This window comes from Kangiella sp. (assembly GCF_014762745.1).
In the GTDB taxonomy this organism is placed as follows: domain Bacteria; phylum Pseudomonadota; class Gammaproteobacteria; order Enterobacterales; family Kangiellaceae; genus Kangiella.
On sequence record NZ_JABURJ010000122.1, the window covers coordinates 14360 to 31243 of the forward strand.

General features: G+C 43.2%; 15 protein-coding genes. 3 read left to right on the forward strand and 12 right to left on the reverse strand.

Annotated features, from left to right (window positions below):
- Nucleotides 1–20: 20 nt before the first annotated feature.
- From HUJ19_RS10760 to HUJ19_RS10815, 12 genes are all read right to left on the reverse strand, one after another.
- Nucleotides 21–1265: an ABC transporter permease gene (locus HUJ19_RS10760; protein WP_290624205.1), complete on the reverse strand. Its 1245-nt coding sequence runs from the start codon at nucleotides 1263–1265 to the stop codon at nucleotides 21–23.
- 1 nt (nucleotide 1266) lies between these two features.
- Entirely contained in the window at nucleotides 1267–2061 is a 795-nt protein-coding gene (locus HUJ19_RS10765) for an ABC transporter ATP-binding protein (RefSeq protein ID WP_290624206.1), read from the reverse strand.
- Nucleotides 2048–3130: a TIGR01620 family protein gene (locus tag HUJ19_RS10770; protein WP_290624207.1), complete on the reverse strand. Its 1083-nt coding sequence runs from the start codon at nucleotides 3128–3130 to the stop codon at nucleotides 2048–2050. Before HUJ19_RS10770 ends, HUJ19_RS10765 begins: the two co-directional genes overlap by 14 nt.
- Nucleotides 3127–4545 carry a YcjX family protein gene (locus tag HUJ19_RS10775; protein WP_290624208.1) on the reverse strand — a complete coding sequence of 473 codons (1419 nt, stop codon included), beginning with the start codon at nucleotides 4543–4545 and terminating at the stop codon, nucleotides 3127–3129. Before HUJ19_RS10775 ends, HUJ19_RS10770 begins: the two co-directional genes overlap by 4 nt.
- A gap of 120 nt (nucleotides 4546–4665) precedes the next feature.
- The gene (locus HUJ19_RS10780; RefSeq protein ID WP_290624209.1) at nucleotides 4666–6597 is read right to left on the reverse strand and encodes a hypothetical protein; all 1932 of its coding nucleotides are present in this window, start codon (nucleotides 6595–6597) and stop codon (nucleotides 4666–4668) included.
- Nucleotides 6597–7895, reverse strand: a complete 1299-nt coding sequence (locus HUJ19_RS10785; protein ID WP_290624210.1) for a tetratricopeptide repeat protein — start codon at nucleotides 7893–7895, stop codon at nucleotides 6597–6599. The genes HUJ19_RS10780 and HUJ19_RS10785 overlap by 1 nt, the downstream gene beginning before the upstream one ends.
- Before the next feature lie 20 nt (nucleotides 7896–7915).
- The gene (locus HUJ19_RS10790) at nucleotides 7916–8545 is read right to left on the reverse strand and encodes an energy transducer TonB (RefSeq protein WP_290624211.1); all 630 of its coding nucleotides are present in this window, start codon (nucleotides 8543–8545) and stop codon (nucleotides 7916–7918) included.
- 1 nt (nucleotide 8546) lies between these two features.
- On the reverse strand, nucleotides 8547–8948 hold the full coding sequence (locus HUJ19_RS10795) for a biopolymer transporter ExbD (protein WP_290624212.1): 402 nt from the start codon (nucleotides 8946–8948) through the stop codon (nucleotides 8547–8549).
- A 15-nt stretch (nucleotides 8949–8963) separates the two neighbouring features.
- The gene (locus HUJ19_RS10800; protein ID WP_367274006.1) at nucleotides 8964–9476 is read right to left on the reverse strand and encodes a MotA/TolQ/ExbB proton channel family protein; all 513 of its coding nucleotides are present in this window, start codon (nucleotides 9474–9476) and stop codon (nucleotides 8964–8966) included.
- Between the two features lie 9 nt (nucleotides 9477–9485).
- Nucleotides 9486–10829 (reverse strand): MotA/TolQ/ExbB proton channel family protein, encoded by a 1344-nt coding sequence (locus HUJ19_RS10805; protein ID WP_290624214.1) that lies wholly within the window; start codon nucleotides 10827–10829, stop codon nucleotides 9486–9488.
- A complete protein-coding gene (locus HUJ19_RS10810; RefSeq protein ID WP_290624215.1) occupies nucleotides 10826–11602 on the reverse strand; it encodes a DUF3450 domain-containing protein in 777 nt (258 codons plus the stop codon). The genes HUJ19_RS10805 and HUJ19_RS10810 overlap by 4 nt, the downstream gene beginning before the upstream one ends.
- Nucleotides 11603–11894: 292 nt before the next feature.
- Nucleotides 11895–13106, reverse strand: a complete 1212-nt coding sequence (locus HUJ19_RS10815) for a hypothetical protein (protein ID WP_290624216.1) — start codon at nucleotides 13104–13106, stop codon at nucleotides 11895–11897.
- 296 nt (nucleotides 13107–13402) lie between these two features.
- Here HUJ19_RS10815 and HUJ19_RS10820 point away from each other — a divergent pair, with 296 nt between their 5' ends.
- From HUJ19_RS10820 to HUJ19_RS10830, 3 genes are read left to right on the forward strand one after another with little or no spacing between them, the layout of a single operon-like run.
- Nucleotides 13403–15061, forward strand: coding sequence for an ABC transporter substrate-binding protein (locus HUJ19_RS10820; protein WP_290624217.1), 1659 nt, complete (start codon nucleotides 13403–13405; stop codon nucleotides 15059–15061).
- On the forward strand, nucleotides 15061–16020 hold the full coding sequence (locus HUJ19_RS10825; RefSeq protein WP_290624218.1) for an ABC transporter permease: 960 nt from the start codon (nucleotides 15061–15063) through the stop codon (nucleotides 16018–16020). Before HUJ19_RS10820 ends, HUJ19_RS10825 begins: the two co-directional genes overlap by 1 nt.
- Nucleotides 16017–16880, forward strand: coding sequence for an ABC transporter permease subunit (locus HUJ19_RS10830; protein WP_290624219.1), 864 nt, complete (start codon nucleotides 16017–16019; stop codon nucleotides 16878–16880). The genes HUJ19_RS10825 and HUJ19_RS10830 overlap by 4 nt, the downstream gene beginning before the upstream one ends.
- Nucleotides 16881–16884 lie beyond the last annotated feature (4 nt).

A 16884-nucleotide genomic window follows, 5' to 3' on the forward strand; every position in this document is an offset into this window, starting at 1 on the left:
TATAATAAATGTTCTGCGTTCTAACTTCTAAACAGAACCTTTTCCTTCTTAAAGAACACAGTAGTCCAATAGAGCAAACCGCCCGCCAATACTGCTGTTGAAATCAGAAGAATGGTAATCAATCCATAATCAACTGTACCCTTAATCAAATCCTTCATAGCCAGTGCAACATTGGTTACCGGTATCATGGCGGTTTTCATATTGAGCTCCATACCTGGCACAAAAGCAACAATAACTGGCATGAAACCAATCATAAAGATCGGCGACATATAGGCCTGAGCTTCTTTCATATTCTTAGCGTAAATGGACGCGCTCAGCATGATCGAAGCGAATATACTGGTCAGTGGCACCAATAAAACCGCTACCAATAAGAGATCAAGACTAGAGATATTCGACAAGAAGTCCAAACCACCGCCTGACTGTTTACCGGTTAAACTGTCCGCATCAGCAGCCACTCCCGATGGCTCAAAAGCAAAACTGAATATCCATACCCAGAACAGGTAACTGAGCAGTGTCACCACCACTGTAAAGAAGCTTGCAGTAAAGATAACACCGAACTTGGCCATTACGATTTGGCCTTTCGACATTGGTGTTAGCAACAAAGTCTCAAGCGTGCCACGCTCTTTCTCACCCACTCCAAGCTCCAGCGCAGGATACATGGCACCGGAAACCGCCAAAGCAATCAACAGATAGGCCAGTAAAGGGCCTGCAAACTCACCGGTTTTCTCACGCTGAGAAGCAAAATTATTTTCTTCAATCAATATAGGTTTATTGAAGGCTTTAACGTTGTCAGTGGTTAAATTAAAATTACGACCTAACTCCATTCGTTGCGTATTGTTAAAAGCGTCAACCACCTCGTCAACACGCTGTCCCATAATTTGATCCAGTCGGGTTGACTCTTTAGAGTATACTTTTAGCACTTCCTGTTTTTTGGAATCAGCTGGCAGGTTTACGCCCTCGGGAACCTCAAAAATATAGTCTACTTTTTTATCAAGAATCGCTGACTTATAGTCATCAGACTCAAGTTCAACTTTGATAAAGCCTTTCTCCCGGGTAAATAAATCAGCAAATCCTGGAAGTGTTACAGCATTAACAAATGCCACTTTGATTTCTTTGTTTTCCGCTTCTTCTGTTTTACTGGCGGTAAACTTACCAATTGCAAAAAACAATACCGGAAAGATTAGCGTCGGTAATAAAATGGAAAATATCAGTGTCTTTTTATCACGCAGAATTTCCAGTAATTCCTTTTTATAAACTAACCACATCTTAAGCCACCTCTTTATTATTTACACTGGCAAGGAAGGCATCATAAAGTGAGCCTGATTCAGTACTAGCAGCAAACTCTTCTGTAGGCCCGAAGAACTTTGTTTCGCCCAAATCAATCAGGCAAACTCTATCACACAGTTTTTCGACCTCATGCAAATGATGAGTTGAGAAAATTACTGACATTTCGCTGCCTTTGTAACTTTGGATAAAGTCGAGTACCGTTTTAGCAGATATCACATCCAGGCCCGTCGTCGGCTCATCAAATACCAAAACTTCAGGTTCATGAATCACGGCACGTGCAATGGAGGCTCTTTGCATCATACCGGTAGACAGGTCATCAGCACGCTTGCCTGCAAACGAGTGCATATCGAGCATAGTGAATATTTTTTCGATTCGCTCATTTATCTGTTGACGTGATAAGCCATGCATACGGCCAAAATAGGCCACGTTTTCGCGCACACTTAAACGGTGATATAGACCAGTTTTTCCAGAAAGAAAACCAATCTGCTTTTGTGCATAGCGTGGCTCTTTGGTGACATCATGACCGTTTATCAGAATTTGACCGGATGTTGGTTGAAGTGCCGTGGATAACATGCGCAAAGTTGTTGTTTTACCAGCGCCATTAGGCCCCAATAAACCAAGAACTTCACCAGCATTACAGCTAAAAGAGACATCTTTCACAGCATGGAAAACACCCTCTCCCTCACGCGGGTCAGTAACTGTCTTCCCTTTTTTCTTTTTTGCTTCCTTTTTATCGTAGGCAAATGTTTTTGCGAGATCTTTAATCTCTATCATCTTGCTCCCCTTTTGTAATAGTCGCGCCTTTTGATGGCTCGCTTTTCTTCAAAAGCGTTGTAAGCCTGTTATACAAAGACTTTCGAATGTAGCTAAGTTTAGGTCTGTTGTCATCAGTAAACTCAACTGGCCTGCACAGTTTCATGGTCTGAATACCCATACGAGCTATTAGAAGCCCTACACCGATGCCTTGTGCAACTTTAGTAGACACAGTCGCGGCCAGGCCTTTACCTAGTAACTCTGTGCCAGCATCAGCCAACATGTCGCTTGCACCTGCCAACATCATATTGGTCATGACCTGCTTTGTCAGACCGATTCTGCCCAAAGTTGTCTGTGGGCAACCATAAATACGAGAAACTTCCTGCAGCATCTTACTGCTACGCCAGGCAACCAATGCCATATCGGCTGCGGCCAAGGGGCTCAAGGCTACCATAACGGCTGACTCTGTAGCATGTTTTGTGATAGCCTCCAGTGCCATGCTGTCCAGCCCCTCGAGAACCGTTTGCGAATATAGCTGAATCAGCTCACGGTCGTTATGTACCTGCTGTTTCTGCCCACGATAAGTAGACAGCGGTCCTGAGAGATCAAGATACTGACCTATTTCAGTATTAACTTCATCAATCAACTGCTGACCCTCGCCGTAGGTATTCTCCTCGATTAACAAGCCAAAAGCCTGCTGCTTCTCTTTTCGGCTCCTGAGCTTACGCCTACTTAACCAGCCCTTTATCAAGCCTGCTCCACCGCTTATTACAGCCAGACCTGCGACAGCAGTAGCCGCAACACCAAGAACGGTATTAAAGGCAAATAAACTATCGATGAACAGGTAGGACTCATAAGCAGCCGCACCGGCGACAAAAGTAAAAAGTGCGGGCCAGAATAACTTCCTTAAGCCTTTCTTTGGCTTTGAGTTAAGCATCTTTGGTCCGGCAGTGGAAGACAAGGCGCCACCAGCTTTGCTTCGGCCAACCTCTAATGACTGACCATTATGTTCCTCGAAAACATTTGCACTGACTTTTTCCACTTGCACATTCGCAGTTTTGGTACGAATTTTTACCGGCTTATCCTTCATCGAAACTTATCTCCAATTAAAAACTGCATAACCTTATCCATCCTGATATGTGGCAGAATACCGTTGGTCAAATTTGTGGGAATGGCAAAGTTAATAAAGTCGTATTGATGTTCTCGCCATGCGTCACGAGACAATGCTTGAGGCTGAATCCTTCCTGGGTAATTAATAACTTCCTCTCCGCTATCGAGTTCTATTCCTTTGACGCACATCAGTTTTTGTCCCTGATGTTCTGCTATCACGGCTTCGGTAACTTTTATAGCGCTAATGGCCATTGTTTCCAGCTCAATGCCCTCATATTGAATATCATTTTTAGCTTCCTGCAACATGTTCTGCAAAAATCCTTCCAAGGCACGATGTTGCTCGGGTGGAACATGATCGGCTTTTGTTGCAGCAATCAACAACTTATCAATGGATGGGTTGAACATTCTTTTGAGCCAATTAGATTGACCATAATGAAAGCTTTTTAGCAACTCAACCAAAGTAAACTGCATGTCGCGAAAGTTCTGATAGCCACCATTGAGAACCTCAAGACAGTCTACCAGTAATATTTGCCGATCAACCTTTTCGAAGTATTCTTTAAAAAATGGCTGAACAATCTGTTGCTTATAATAGTTAAATCGCTTTTCCAGAGTTTTTATTAGACTGTCTTCAGCCAAGGCACTCCAGTCGGAGTTTAGGATGTCAATATCAAGCACCGGGAAAAAGTCCAGAACCGGTGCCCCTTGCAATTCACCAGGCAAAATAAAGCGGCCCGGCTGTAACAGGTTATAAGTCTGCTGCTGAATAAAGTGTTCTTTAATAAAGTCTTTGTATTGCAGTGACAGTTCCGCAATTGACTCATCCGCTAAAGGTTGTTGATAAATGACTTTAGTAGATTGCTCACGCCAATCGCTATCCTCAGCAACATGACTTTGCTCAAGCAGCTGCAAACACTGCACTGACCATTCTTTATAGGACAACCTGAGTAAAGGTAAATCAAGCAACCACTCTCCAGGGTAGTCGATAATATCAATAGTCAGATGACTCTGTTTCTGCAGTTTCTGCAGCCATTCATTTTTGATGATATATCGCACATTAAGTTGAGCCTGTGAAATACCCGTAGTGGAAGCTGGCCAGGATGGCGTGCTACCTATGATAGAGTCCAGAGACTGCCTGTATTTAAATTCGGGAATATGTAGTTCGTCATAAGAGCTGACTTTAGACGCTAGAACCCGCCCTTCCTTGGCAGCGCGTAAAAAGGGTAACTGGTCATTATCAGCAATATGCAAGAGTTGGTTCATGAAAGATGTAATAAAAGCTGTTTTCCCAGCGCCACTTAAGCCTGTAACTGCAATTCGAACGCGCTTATCAATGCCACGCTCAATCAACTGCTCAGCTTTATGCACAAGCCGTGATAGCGAACTTTTTTCACTCATAAATCAACCTGATAGCTTTTTTAAACATTATAGACTAGAGAGTAACTGGGGGTTATATCCAATCGTAAACAGATATTTCTATGAGTTGGCTATAAAAATACTGGTTTTAAACCAACAAGTTTAGTGTGAATCACTGAATATCTGTTTTAGAGACTCGCGCAAGCTCTCCTCTAACTCATAATGAGTCGAAATACTGATAGTGCTGTAGGCAAGGTTGCGCTTCAAATAAGACTGAAACTGTTCATAACTTAAGCTTTCCAGACGGGCAAGTAACATCTGACCAGGGTTCTCAAGATCGTAAGCTTGTGAAAGCTGACGGATTACTTGACTATTATTTTCTAAAAGTTGAATGTTAGTGATAACACCTCTTTTATACTCAACAAACTGATCACGAGACAGTTTATTGGGTAAATCACCAATCTGCTTAAGAAGATTAGCGATAATATCCTGTAACCTATCTTCCTCAGTAAAAGGAAAGTCAATCTGAATGGGTGATGCAGCTTTATTAAGGTGGAAACTGGCGGGCAGGCTGAAATTAACCAAGGTGTTTGCTTTATTGAAAACAATACTGTCATCCATATCCTTTAGCCTATTTGCTAAAATAAAATAGTAAAGCTCTGACTCTTCCCAGAATGAGCTTCCAGGTACACTTGTCAGATTCATCGTCACTAGATTTTGATTATTTCTATTTGTATAAAACCTTAATTTATCTCCATTTGGTTGTTGCTGGCTCATCGACTTGAGGTTGGAATTCACTAGAGGCAGTTTCGCCAGAAGGGAAAAACTTTCGTCATAAGCTTCTAGCAGATAACCACCCTGCAAAGTAATAAGGATGTCTTCCTGTGCAATGCGGTTCGAAGTAGACAATGGAATAAACAATACTTTGTTAAGCTCTCCAATAATGCTAGTTTCATTTGCTGCAGGATATTGAATGCTGAAAAGATGCAGGTTACCTGAGTATGTATAGTCTATATAGGGCAAACTTGCCAAGCTTGAACAGTTTAGCTGAACGCATGTATAGGTGCTATCAATAGCAATTGTGAAGTTCACGACCTTGGAATTGGCATCTATAAAATTAGACTTTACCTTAAAGTTATTAGGTAACTGGTAAGAAACAGTCTGTTTGGCACTGGCTACTGATAGTGAAGGTTCAATTTCAACATTAAGAATTTGTTTATAGTGGTACTCGAGAATACTGTCAATAGACAGACTTGGTAGAGTGTTGAAATAGGCCTGAGATAACTCAAGTCTACGCTCAGAGTTAAATGAGGCAATATAATTAAGAAATCCCTCAGGGGACTCGATACTTAACTGAATACTGGAATACAAGCCATCTTTAAAATTAGCGACCTCTTTGTCGGTAATCGAATGATTCGGTGCGTATTGGTTACAGAAAAACTTTTCCTGATTATAATTGAAGCTGACATAAGTTTGACTAAGGTAATTACAATTAATTAATGCAGCGCTAAGCCGAACCATCCAGTCACCAGCCTGAGGGGTATCCACTCCAGATTCTGTATCAAGTGCTGGCAAGGAAATAACGGAATCGTTCTCTGGTAAGTTAACGGTGCTATCGAAAGCGATACCAGAAGCATTGAATTGTCTGTTTACCAGGCCAAGCAGTCTTTGCTGGTTAATACTACCTATGATAATGAACTCTAAAGACCTTAACTTTTTGTTAGAAACTTTCTGAAAAAATAACTGCAAAACACCATCAAGACTGTCTCGTGGGGCTTTTACTAAAAGTTGGTGATAGGTAAGATCTTTATTATAACTCTGCTGGAAGCCACTTTTGGTCAAGCTACGGGCAACACCTTGAAATTCATCAGATATATCTACTTCCGCGCTTGCTTTTATCAGAACATAATGCCCGGCAATATTCGCATCAATAAGTTGAATATTAAAATCATCAGTTATCGATTCAGAAAGTGACGACTTGACTGATGTGTATAAATCCGCAGCTGTGGAACCAAAACTGGCGGATAAAAAGATGATGAGAAAAGCTAACTTACGCATAAAAAAAGGCCTCTTGATGAGGCCTTTATAAAACATTAATCGTTTAATGCCAACTCTTTCTTCATTTTTTCGATTTGTTGTATATAACCGATATAAGCAGTGGCATTTTTAGAAACGTTTTTATAATTTCTGGCTTGCTCTAGAGCAGAGATTGCTTGATTAGGCTGGCCTAGGCGTTGATGGGCTACTCCCATCTGCAAATAAGCATATCCAGCATCGCCATCTTTCAAATTGCCTTTTCTAATGGCAGTTTTGAATGCTTCAATTGCCTTTGTATATTCTTCGTCATAAAAATAGACGCTTGCAATTTGATAGTCATACTGTCCATTGCTTACAAATGATGCGGCCTTTTTGTAAGCAGCAACAGCTTTATCACTTGCTTTTGCATATTTATAACTGTTAGCGATACTTTTCCAAACATCTTCGTCTGACTCTACAATACCTTTGTTAACACCTTCTTCAAGGCGCTCGGCAGCAAGAAGAGGGATCTGGTTATTTGAGTACAAAGCTGAAAGCTGCTTGTAGTTAGTTTCCGAATCCCACATACCGTTCATGTAAGCAAGTTCAGCTAGTGCTAACATATCAGCAGATTTACCGCGTTGGCTCAACACAGCAAACAAGTTGTTATATACTGACTTTTCAGCAGGAAATAACTCAACCATCTCTCTGCCAATAACCTCTGCACCTGGCAGATCCTTAAGCTCGATATGGGCAGCAAATAACATGCTGTATAACGGCTTAGTGGATTTACTACCTTCCTGAATAGCTAGATAGGCCGGACAGATCGCAGCTCGAAAATCCTGTTTTTGATATAACAAGCTTGCATAAGTTGCGTAAGAAGTTGCAGGAGGATTGATAACCTCATCAAAATATTCTTTCATCCAGCGAATCGCTGAGTTGTAATCTTCTTGTGAGGCATCTATTTGAGCAAGCATTAAACGAAGATTAACTTCATTTTGCTTACCAAGCATGCCTGTACCCATAGCTCTAATGAGCTCTCTTTTAGCTGCTGCATACTGCCCCATTTCACGATAGTTTACGCCTAGCAGATAAATGGAACGCCCAACTACAACTTTGTCTCCGGAGTTTTCGATAATATCGTTCAGTATCGCTATGGATTCGTTGTATTTACCGTCCGCATAAGCCTCATTAGCCGCAGTAATTTTTTTGTATGCTGACTCAGAGGTAATAGTAGGCATTTTCTCTTCGTCGTACTCGCCTTGTTTAGGAGCAAGCAATTTACATGAGCTTGTGTACTTAGTCTGTGGCAAAGCGTTTGCCACAGTACCTACTGTCAAAGCAATGACTCCAACGATGTATGAAATTTTAGTCATAATTATTACTTTACTCAGAGTTAGTTATCCAGCTGGAAGTCTAATTTATACTTCATGTCACGCTGATGGATTGGCTGACCATTAACAATGCGTGGCTTAAACTTCCATTTGCGTATCGCTCTTAAGGCTTCTCTACGGAACATACCCCTAGGGTTTTCATCTATGACACGAATGTTTGATGGTGATCCATCAGGAGCAATATCAAACTGAAACAGTACGAAACCTTGAATACCTTCCAGAGCAGCTTTTTGCGGATACTCAGGTGGAACAGTAACCAAAGGAATAGCTTCACCGTCGCCCATGCCAGAAAAATCTGATGAACCTAGCCCGCCAATGTAAATTCCACCACCATCCATTGTTGCATCAATATTATCAATTTTGATGTCAACTAAAGCTGTAACCACCTGCTTTTGTTCAGGAACATCTTGCTGCTGAGGAGGTGGTGGCTCTTTTGGTGGTGGTGGCTTTTTAGGAGGAGTACGCTCTTTGCGCTGTACATCTTTTTCCTCTTCAATGAAGCCTATATCGATATTGACATTGTCTCTTTCTCGTTCTTGATCACCAGCAGTGTCAATCAGAGCATTCATCAATAAGAAAATGCCAAGTACGATACCAATCGCTAATAACGCACTTAATAATGTTCTTGCCATGTTATTCAACCCTTTCCGTTGCTACAGATACATTTGCACCGGAACTTTTTGCAATATCCAAGACTTCTAACACCAATCCGGCTCGTGCTTTTTTATCCGCCTGGATAACCACTTCACCTTCAAGGTTTTCAGTCCTTAGCGACTGTATTTTTGCCTTAATTTCAGACGGTTGTAGCATATCTTTATCAATAAAAATCTGGTTTTTATCATCGATAGCTACAAAGATATATGCGTTTTTACGCTCTTCTGCAGATAGTGCAGTAGGCTTGCTAACATCAACCCCGGCCTGCTTAACAAACACAGTCGTCACAATAAAGAAGATAAGCATAATGAACACGATATCCAGCATCGGAGTCATGTCAATTTCTACATCTTCTTGTTTCTTTTGAGTCTCAATCGCCATTAAGGTTCACCAATTCTAGTGATGTGGAAGATTATCAGCTAACTGATGCGACTTAATATAAGCTGTTTGCTCAAGACGGCTACTAAAGAAAATACCCGACAATGCTGAAACCATACCAGCCATTGTAGGAATAGTTGCTTTAAAAATACCACCTGCCATTTGACGAGCACTACCTGAGCCTTGGCCAGACATACTCTCAAACACATCAATCATACCGGTTACGGTACCCAACAGACCAAGCAATGGACATATTGCGATCAGAGTCTTAATCAAAAGCATGCGCTGATTAAGGGCCTCACGGGCAATCGATACCCAAGCTTCTCTGATTCGATGTGCTTGCCATGACTTAGTATCTTCACGAGCGTTCCATTGAGCAATCATCATTCTTGCCTCTTTTGGAAACTCACTGTAGATGTACCAATACCGTTCGATAATAAAGGTCCACATTAAGAAGAGAACGAGTCCTATCCACCATAGGACCCATCCACCTTTATCTATAAAATCGAGTATCGTATAGATTAATTCCATAAGAATTACCTATCCGTTACTTTCTTCATGCTGAGCCATTAAACCAGTGCTCTGCTCTTCAAGAACATGAATAATGCTCTTGCTTTTGCCAGCAACTACAGCGTGTAAGAAAGTTAAAGGAATAGCAGCTAATAGACCCCAAACCGTTGTTACCAACGCTTGTGAAATACCGTCAGCCATAGTTTTCGGATCGCCTGTACCGTATAGAGTAATCGATTGGAATACTTCAATCATACCTACAACAGTACCTAATAGACCTAGTAATGGACCAAGTGCTGCAATTACCTTGATTAAGTTAATACCACGTTCAATCTTAGGCGTTTCTTTCAGAACTGCTTCATCCAGTTTAAGCTCAAGATTTTCTACGTCTTCATTACGGTTTGCTTGGTAAACCTTCATGATACGACCAAGAGGGTTGTTGCCAGGCGTTGCAGATTTCTTCTGCGAATGCACTTTTGGACCGGTAACAAAGTACAAAGTAAAGATACGCTCAAGTGCGATTAATAGACCAATAACCAGCAGCACCATTACAGTTTTACCTGCAAAACCACTGAATTCCCACAAACGGTCAATCAGGCTCATTTTTTGCTTTTCTAACTGCAGAATTGCGCCTTTACTAGGATCAAGGAACAAACCAGCGTAGCCAGAATTAGTTGACTGGAATTCTTCTACCTGATTAAGAACACGAGAGTCTGGTTGTACTTGCAATGTCTTGATGACGCCTTTATCAAAGAACAAATACTCACCATTTGAAATCAGATTGAAAGTACCAACGCGAGTTACAGTCTGCTGCTCTGAGCGACCACCTTCATTGACCACATCAGCAGTGAATGTTGTTGTTTGGCCCTGCTCTGACATTTCTTGCAACATCAAAACCCAGAAAGCACGCAACTGTTCCATTTTAGGAAGTGCATCAGCTTCGGTCAGAGTATTCAATAAGCCTTGACGACCTGGATACTGAGCACTCACTAATGAAGTACCGATATCACCGGTCATGCTGTTTGCAGATTGACGAACAACACCAAACAACTCACCCAAGTTACCCTGTTTAATACGCAAATCTTCAGAGATTTGAGTCAGCTCTTTTTCATTTTCATCAAACTGAGCCTTTAAACGCTCACTTTTAGCTTCTTCTTCAGCCAGGCGTCGTTTAGCATCAGCCAGAAGGTCCGCCTGACGATTACGTTGAGAACGGAACTGTTGAACGCGCTGCTCGTTTACTTGCTCTTGAATACGCGCTTTATCACGAACCTTCTTCAAAAGGTCTGAATGTGACAAACTTTCTGCCGCATTGGTAGCAACAGATGCCAGCGCGAAGACGCCAGCTAATGTGATAGCTAGAATATTTCTCATTGTGCTGCCTCCGCTACTGGAACTGGGACTTTAAATAGAACGGGTTGTGAAATGCCACGCGAGAATTTAATCGCATTAGCTACAGAGTCTAAGTACTCTTCTGGTAAAGATTCCCACTTACGCTCAAGCTTGTTCCAGTAAGCACCACTCTTACCATCAAGAGTTAAATATACGTAAGTCAAACGACCAACACGCAAGAACTCAACTTCGAGTGGCTCACCATTCGCATCGATTTTACCAGTATCCACTGATACAGCATTACCGTACTGCATCTCGATTTGATAGGCTTCCAGGATTTTACGATACTTCTCTGATACAGAAACGTTCGCGTCATCCATTAAGGCATAAAGATTTTGAACACGTGTTTGACGCGCATCCAAGTTGAAAGGAATGTCTAACTCAACAAACTCATCAAGAGTTGTGATCATTTCATCCATTAAAGGTAAAACACCTTTTTCAGTTTCATCGATACTTTCCATTTCCTGGACACTATCGACGATCTGCTTTTCCTGACTAGCAATTTGCTTTTCAAGCTGAGCATTGTAGACACGCAACTGATCAACACGTTGCAAAGCATTACGATATTCAAGTGATAAATCCGTTGCTTCTTCCGCTAACTTATTTACCGATACTTGAGTACTCGCTGCAGCACGATCAATTTGTTTCTCAATGTTCATTGATGACTCAAACTGGCCAGCTGCGAATGCACTGCCCATGACAGCTGAGGCCAGAACGGCAACGGCTGTTTTCTTTAAAAATAGTTGTTTTTTCATAAACTTACCCAAATTTCTGTTCAGAAATCTTTGCTTTTGATTGCCAATGCTTTTGAAAACTAGAGCTTTCAGACAAAAAAATCAAGTGATTTATCGTCCAGCAAAAAGCCTTAATTTTAAAAGCATTAACGCCAGCCTTGCGGCCTAAACTTGTGGACAAAGAGGCCAACTATAAAGAGAAAGGCGGTATGGGTCAACAAATGTATCGGGGGAATTAACAATTCTTTATGCAATACATAACTTAAACTTATAAATTATCAGAGCTTCTGGTTTGCCCTGAAAAGTCTAGCTATTAAAAGTTGATACTACCGCTTAACTTTATGTACTTTGGGCTTTGGAATGTATAGGGAACCAAGCCGCTGGCATCTAAATCCATTGATTGCGACATTGAATCTTCCAAGTGCGCAGCACCCAGTAGATTCATCAAATCAATTCGTATAACTAATCCGGTTTTGTTCCATCTGGTCTGATACTGAAGACCAATATCAAGAGTGGTATCTTCGAACTCCAACAGTTCGGAAGATCCTGAATTTAAGGATAATTTACTCTCTTGCTTATTTACATTAGCTGCAAGTGTCCAATCCTCAGCGAACCGCATCCCACCATAAAGTGATAGCGCGCTGGCCTCAAATGGCGTGTCTTGTTCCTGAAGACCCAGAAAGTGTTCCTGATAACGCCCTTTGCCGCTTTCGACAGAAGCTCCTAGAGTAAAGTCATCATTAACCTGCCGGCTGATCTTGATCTCGATGCCTTCCAGGTCTTGTTGAAAACTTTCAATTCCAGCCAGATTGGATTTCAGGTTAATCGACTCGGGAGAGCCATCCTGATTAAAGTCGTAGTAGAAGCGATAGCCAGTGTCTTGCTGCTCCAATTCTGACAATGCAGACTTGGTTGTTACCATTTCTATATCCGACTTCATATAACTAATGGTTACATCCCAGCCCTGTCCTACCTCCTGGTTAAACCCCAAGCCCACAGAGTTCTGCTCAAGAGCCTTCTGATCCAGCATAGAGTGAACAGAATCATCAATACTCACGGAAACCGGTAAGCTTTGCTTGCCATAATTTACGAAAAACTGAGAAGTCTGGTTGGGCGCCTGATATGCCGCTAGAAAGTTCGAGTTAGCCTCTTTAGTTTGTGCTGCTCGAGATAAATCCAAAGAAACGAGCCACTCACCCTGCTCTTCATCTTTGATGCTGAAGGCAAGAGGATCGCTTTCAAGGCTCTTGGAGCCTAAGGCATTGAACTTATTATTAGCCAGCAAACTGACACTGATGTCATTTGCGGTAACGCGCACACTGGAGTCGTCAATTACAAAAGGCTTAAAGCCGGCAAACTGTGTGCCCGGCAGACCATCCATCACAAATAACTCATCGCTCATATATGAATCACCTTGCTCAGCACTTTTAGCAAAGCTGCTTAGCGCTAAAGAGCTCATCGCTGCCACTAGTAACGCCCGAAATACAGGCACACGAAATGGCTTAGAGGTAGGTTTCATCATCATTGTACGACTCTTAATTGATTAAATATTGATCTTATCTTTATCTAGAAGAGCTTGGTTTCGGTTGACTTATCAATAAGTTATCGATAATTAAATGTATCAGCGCCAAACCCTTTTAGCATTTATTCAGTATAGGTAAATGCCTGATTCCTTTCAACTTGAAGAGTTGTAAAATTAGGTAAACCTCACAAGTTATTATGCTAACTGACTGTATTTTGTGCCATTATTCCCAACCTCGGCTATCCATGCCAAATTAACATTGGTATGATTAGAACTTCCGACAAGAACAACTTTGCCGAATGAGCATACAAACACCCTCTAAATCTCTGTTTTTGGCACTTTTTAGTGGCTTCTTGTGTTGGTCTTGCCAACCTCAGGATGATTTAGACTCATTACAGCAGGACAGTTTACTTGTCTATTGCTCTGAAGGAAGTCCTGACTCCTTTAATCCGCAGCTTGTTAGCTCCGGAACTTCGTATGATGCCACAGCTCACACTATCTATAATCAGCTTGTAACCTACACCCCTGGCACCACTGATATTGCCCCCTCACTGGCTGAATCCTGGCAGATCAGCGATGATGGCACACGATACCGTTTTAAACTAAGAGACAATGTCCGCTTTCACGGCAACGAGGTATTCACCCCAACACGCCCTTTAAATGCAGATGACATCATTTTCAGCTTTAATCGGCAACGATTGGACGATCATCCCTACCACTCGATTTCTGGTGGTCGCTATCCCTACTTTTATTCCCAGGGGTTGGATCAGCTGATTCTGGATATCAATAAAGTCAGTGATTCTGAAGTTGAATTTGTGTTATCGCGCCCCGAAAGTCCGTTTCTTGCCATCCTTGCCACCCCATTTGCATCTATTTTATCAGCAGAGTATGCCGATGTTTTACAGGTGATGGAGAAGCCTGAGTGGATCGACAGCAGGCCAATTGGTACAGGCCCGTTCAGACTCAAGCGCTACGAGCCAGATTCACACATTCGCTACGAAGCCTTTGCGGCTCATTTCAAAGGCTCGCCGAAAGTGACCGATCTGGTGTACTCCATTACACCAGATGCCGCCATGCGCTTTGCACGCTTCAGCGCTGGCGAATGCGACATTATGAGCAATCCATTGCCGGTTCATTTACGTATTGCCCGTCAGAACAAACTGACCATCTTAGAAGTACCTGGCTTTAACGTGGCCTACTGGGCCTTTAATGTGGAAAAGCCACCCTTCCACGATGTGAAGGTACGACAGGCACTGTCCATGGCCATTAATCGCGAAGCCATTTTAAAAGCCGTCTATGACCGACAGGCCCAAATTGCGACCAGCCCGATTCCACCTTCGTCCTGGGCCTACAACAAACAGGTCTCACGTGTTCGCTATAATTCTCAACAGGCAAAGCAGTTACTCGCCGAAGCTGGCTATGAAAATGGCTTTACCATCGATATCTGGGCAATGCCGATCCAAAGGGCCTACAATCCCAATGCTCGCAAGATGGCTGAGATGATGCAGCAGGATTTAGAAAAAATTGGAGTTAAGGCTCGAATCATAAGTTATGAATGGGGGACATTTCTCGCCCGGGTTGGCCAGGGACTGCACCATAGCGTCCTGCTTGGCTGGAACGCAGACAACGGTGACCCGAGCAATTTCCTGAACCCATTATTGAGTTGCGCTTCTGCCCGCAGCGGTAACAACTATGCCAAATGGTGCCACCCAGAATTCGATCAACTTATTCTAAAGGCCAGCCAGTCTTCCGATGTCGACAAACGCAAAGAATACTATCTGCAAGCACAAACCCTCTTCAAGCAGGAAGCGCCCTGGCTGACCATAGCACATGCCAATAAAAGCCTGCTCAGCCAGCCTGACGTCTCTGGCCTGGTCATATCACCTGTAGGCAATATCGAATTCGACAATGTGACATTTACTAACACTGATGATAAGTCCGCAGAGGGTATGGACTAATGTTCAGACTACTTATCCGGCATGGAACCACCTTATTTGTCAGCCTCTTTGGTTTGACCTTGCTAACCTTTGTGCTCAGCCAACAGGGCGATGAAGCTTTGCATCTTTACCAGAGCCAACATTTCATTGGCCAATATTTCGAGTACCTGCAGTTTCTTTTAGCAGGTGACTGGGGATTCTCCAGCATTCATAACCGTCCGGTACTGTATGACTTCCTGTTACACTTCCCTGCCACTATTGAACTAGTTGTACTTGCCCTTTTGTTCGCCATCGTCTTTGGTTTGACACTGGGTATTATGGCCGCCAATCGACGCGGCAAGTGGCTGGATAACACCTTGATGGGAGTCACTTTGGCCGGGTATTCCATGCCAATTTACTGGTGGGGGATGCTTCTGGTACTACTTTTTTCTTTGACCCTGGGATGGACGCCAGTGGCGGGTAGAATTGACTATGTTTACGACATTCCGCCGGTAACGCGCTTTATGCTGATAGACTCTCTGCTCAGTCAGGGTCAATATGGTTTCGATGCCTTTTTCAATGCTCTGCTGCACTTAATACTACCGGCCATAACTTTGAGCACAATACCGATGGCCATTATCGCCCGCATGACACGCTCATCCTTGTTGGGGGTGCTTAAAGCTGAATACATTCGTACCGCCCGCTCCAAAGGCCTAAGCCAACAACGAATAATCTGGATCCACGCACTTAGAAATGCGCTCATCCCCATTTTGACGATCAGCGGCGTTCAGGTCAGCATCATCATGTCGGGAGTGATCATTACCGAATATATTTTTGCCTGGCCTGGTGTTGGTAAGTGGTTGCTTGAAGCAGTCTCACGACGCGACTTTGCCAGCATTCAGGCAGGAATTCTGGCCCTATCACTACTGGTGATAGCTTTCAATCTAGCGCTCGATCTGCTGGCAAGCTATATGAACCCAAGACTAAGGAGGCCGTCGTGACGCTCTCCAATAGTAAATTAGCCTGGCAGGTATTTAGCCATAATAAAAGTGCCATGACAGGTAGCTTAATCCTGCTTATAGTTCTGTTGATGAGCCTGATCGGTCCCTGGTTTGCTCCGCATGATCCCGCCCAGCAGTTCAGTGATAAAATTCTGACGCCACCCCTCTGGTACGACAATGGTGACTTTGTAACACCGCTTGGCACCGATGACCTGGGGCGCGACATGCTGTCACGGCTGCTGCACGGTGCTCGCCTGTCGCTTAAGCTGACTTTGATGGTGGTTTTCGCAGCTGCATTTATAGGCATTATACTGGGAGCCGCCGCTGCATTCCTGAATTCAGGCTTACGCTCACTACTTATGCGCTTCATGGACTTATTGCTGTCCCTGCCCTCTCTGCTATTGGCCATTGCCATTGTTGCTATGATTGGGCCAGGACTGCCCAATGCGGTCTATGCCGTGGTTATTGTTTTGATCCCTCAATTCGTGAAAGTAACTCAAAGTGCTATCTCGGAGGAACTTGGCAAAGATTATGTCATGGCCGCCAGACTCGATGGTGCCGGACACATCAGACTACTACTGCACCATGTCTGGCCGAATATTATTCCAGCACTAATCGTGCAACTGACCTTCAGTTTCTCGACCGCCTTGCTGGATATTGCAGCCCTTGGCTTTCTTGGGCTAGGAGCTCAGCCACCCATGGCCGAATGGGGAACCATGCTGTCCGAAGCCAGAGCCTTTATCCAGTTTGCTCCCTGGACCATGACCTTGCCTGGACTGGCCATTTTCCTAACTGTGTTATCCATTAATCTGGTCGGTGATGGACTACGCGATGCATTTGATCCACGATTAAACAGGTAATCTT

Excerpts from the sequence above, each read along its gene's own strand:
- HUJ19_RS10760 (WP_290624205.1), bottom strand. The coding sequence starts at position 1,265 with ATGTGGTTAGTTTATAAAAAGGAATTACTGGAAATTCTGCGTGATAAA.
- HUJ19_RS10765 (WP_290624206.1), bottom strand. The coding sequence starts at position 2,061 with ATGATAGAGATTAAAGATCTCGCAAAAACATTTGCCTACGATAAAAAG.
- HUJ19_RS10770 (WP_290624207.1), bottom strand. The coding sequence starts at position 3,130 with ATGAAGGATAAGCCGGTAAAAATTCGTACCAAAACTGCGAATGTGCAA.
- HUJ19_RS10775 (WP_290624208.1), bottom strand. The coding sequence starts at position 4,545 with ATGAGTGAAAAAAGTTCGCTATCACGGCTTGTGCATAAAGCTGAGCAG.
- HUJ19_RS10780 (WP_290624209.1), bottom strand. The coding sequence starts at position 6,597 with ATGTTTTATAAAGGCCTCATCAAGAGGCCTTTTTTTATGCGTAAGTTA.
- HUJ19_RS10785 (WP_290624210.1), bottom strand. The coding sequence starts at position 7,895 with ATGACTAAAATTTCATACATCGTTGGAGTCATTGCTTTGACAGTAGGT.
- HUJ19_RS10790 (WP_290624211.1), bottom strand. The coding sequence starts at position 8,545 with ATGGCAAGAACATTATTAAGTGCGTTATTAGCGATTGGTATCGTACTT.
- HUJ19_RS10795 (WP_290624212.1), bottom strand. The coding sequence starts at position 8,948 with ATGGCGATTGAGACTCAAAAGAAACAAGAAGATGTAGAAATTGACATG.
- HUJ19_RS10800 (WP_367274006.1), bottom strand. The coding sequence starts at position 9,476 with ATGGAATTAATCTATACGATACTCGATTTTATAGATAAAGGTGGATGG.
- HUJ19_RS10805 (WP_290624214.1), bottom strand. The coding sequence starts at position 10,829 with ATGAGAAATATTCTAGCTATCACATTAGCTGGCGTCTTCGCGCTGGCA.
- HUJ19_RS10810 (WP_290624215.1), bottom strand. The coding sequence starts at position 11,602 with ATGAAAAAACAACTATTTTTAAAGAAAACAGCCGTTGCCGTTCTGGCC.
- HUJ19_RS10815 (WP_290624216.1), bottom strand. The coding sequence starts at position 13,106 with ATGATGATGAAACCTACCTCTAAGCCATTTCGTGTGCCTGTATTTCGG.
- HUJ19_RS10820 (WP_290624217.1), top strand. The coding sequence starts at position 13,403 with ATGAGCATACAAACACCCTCTAAATCTCTGTTTTTGGCACTTTTTAGT.
- HUJ19_RS10825 (WP_290624218.1), top strand. The coding sequence starts at position 15,061 with ATGTTCAGACTACTTATCCGGCATGGAACCACCTTATTTGTCAGCCTC.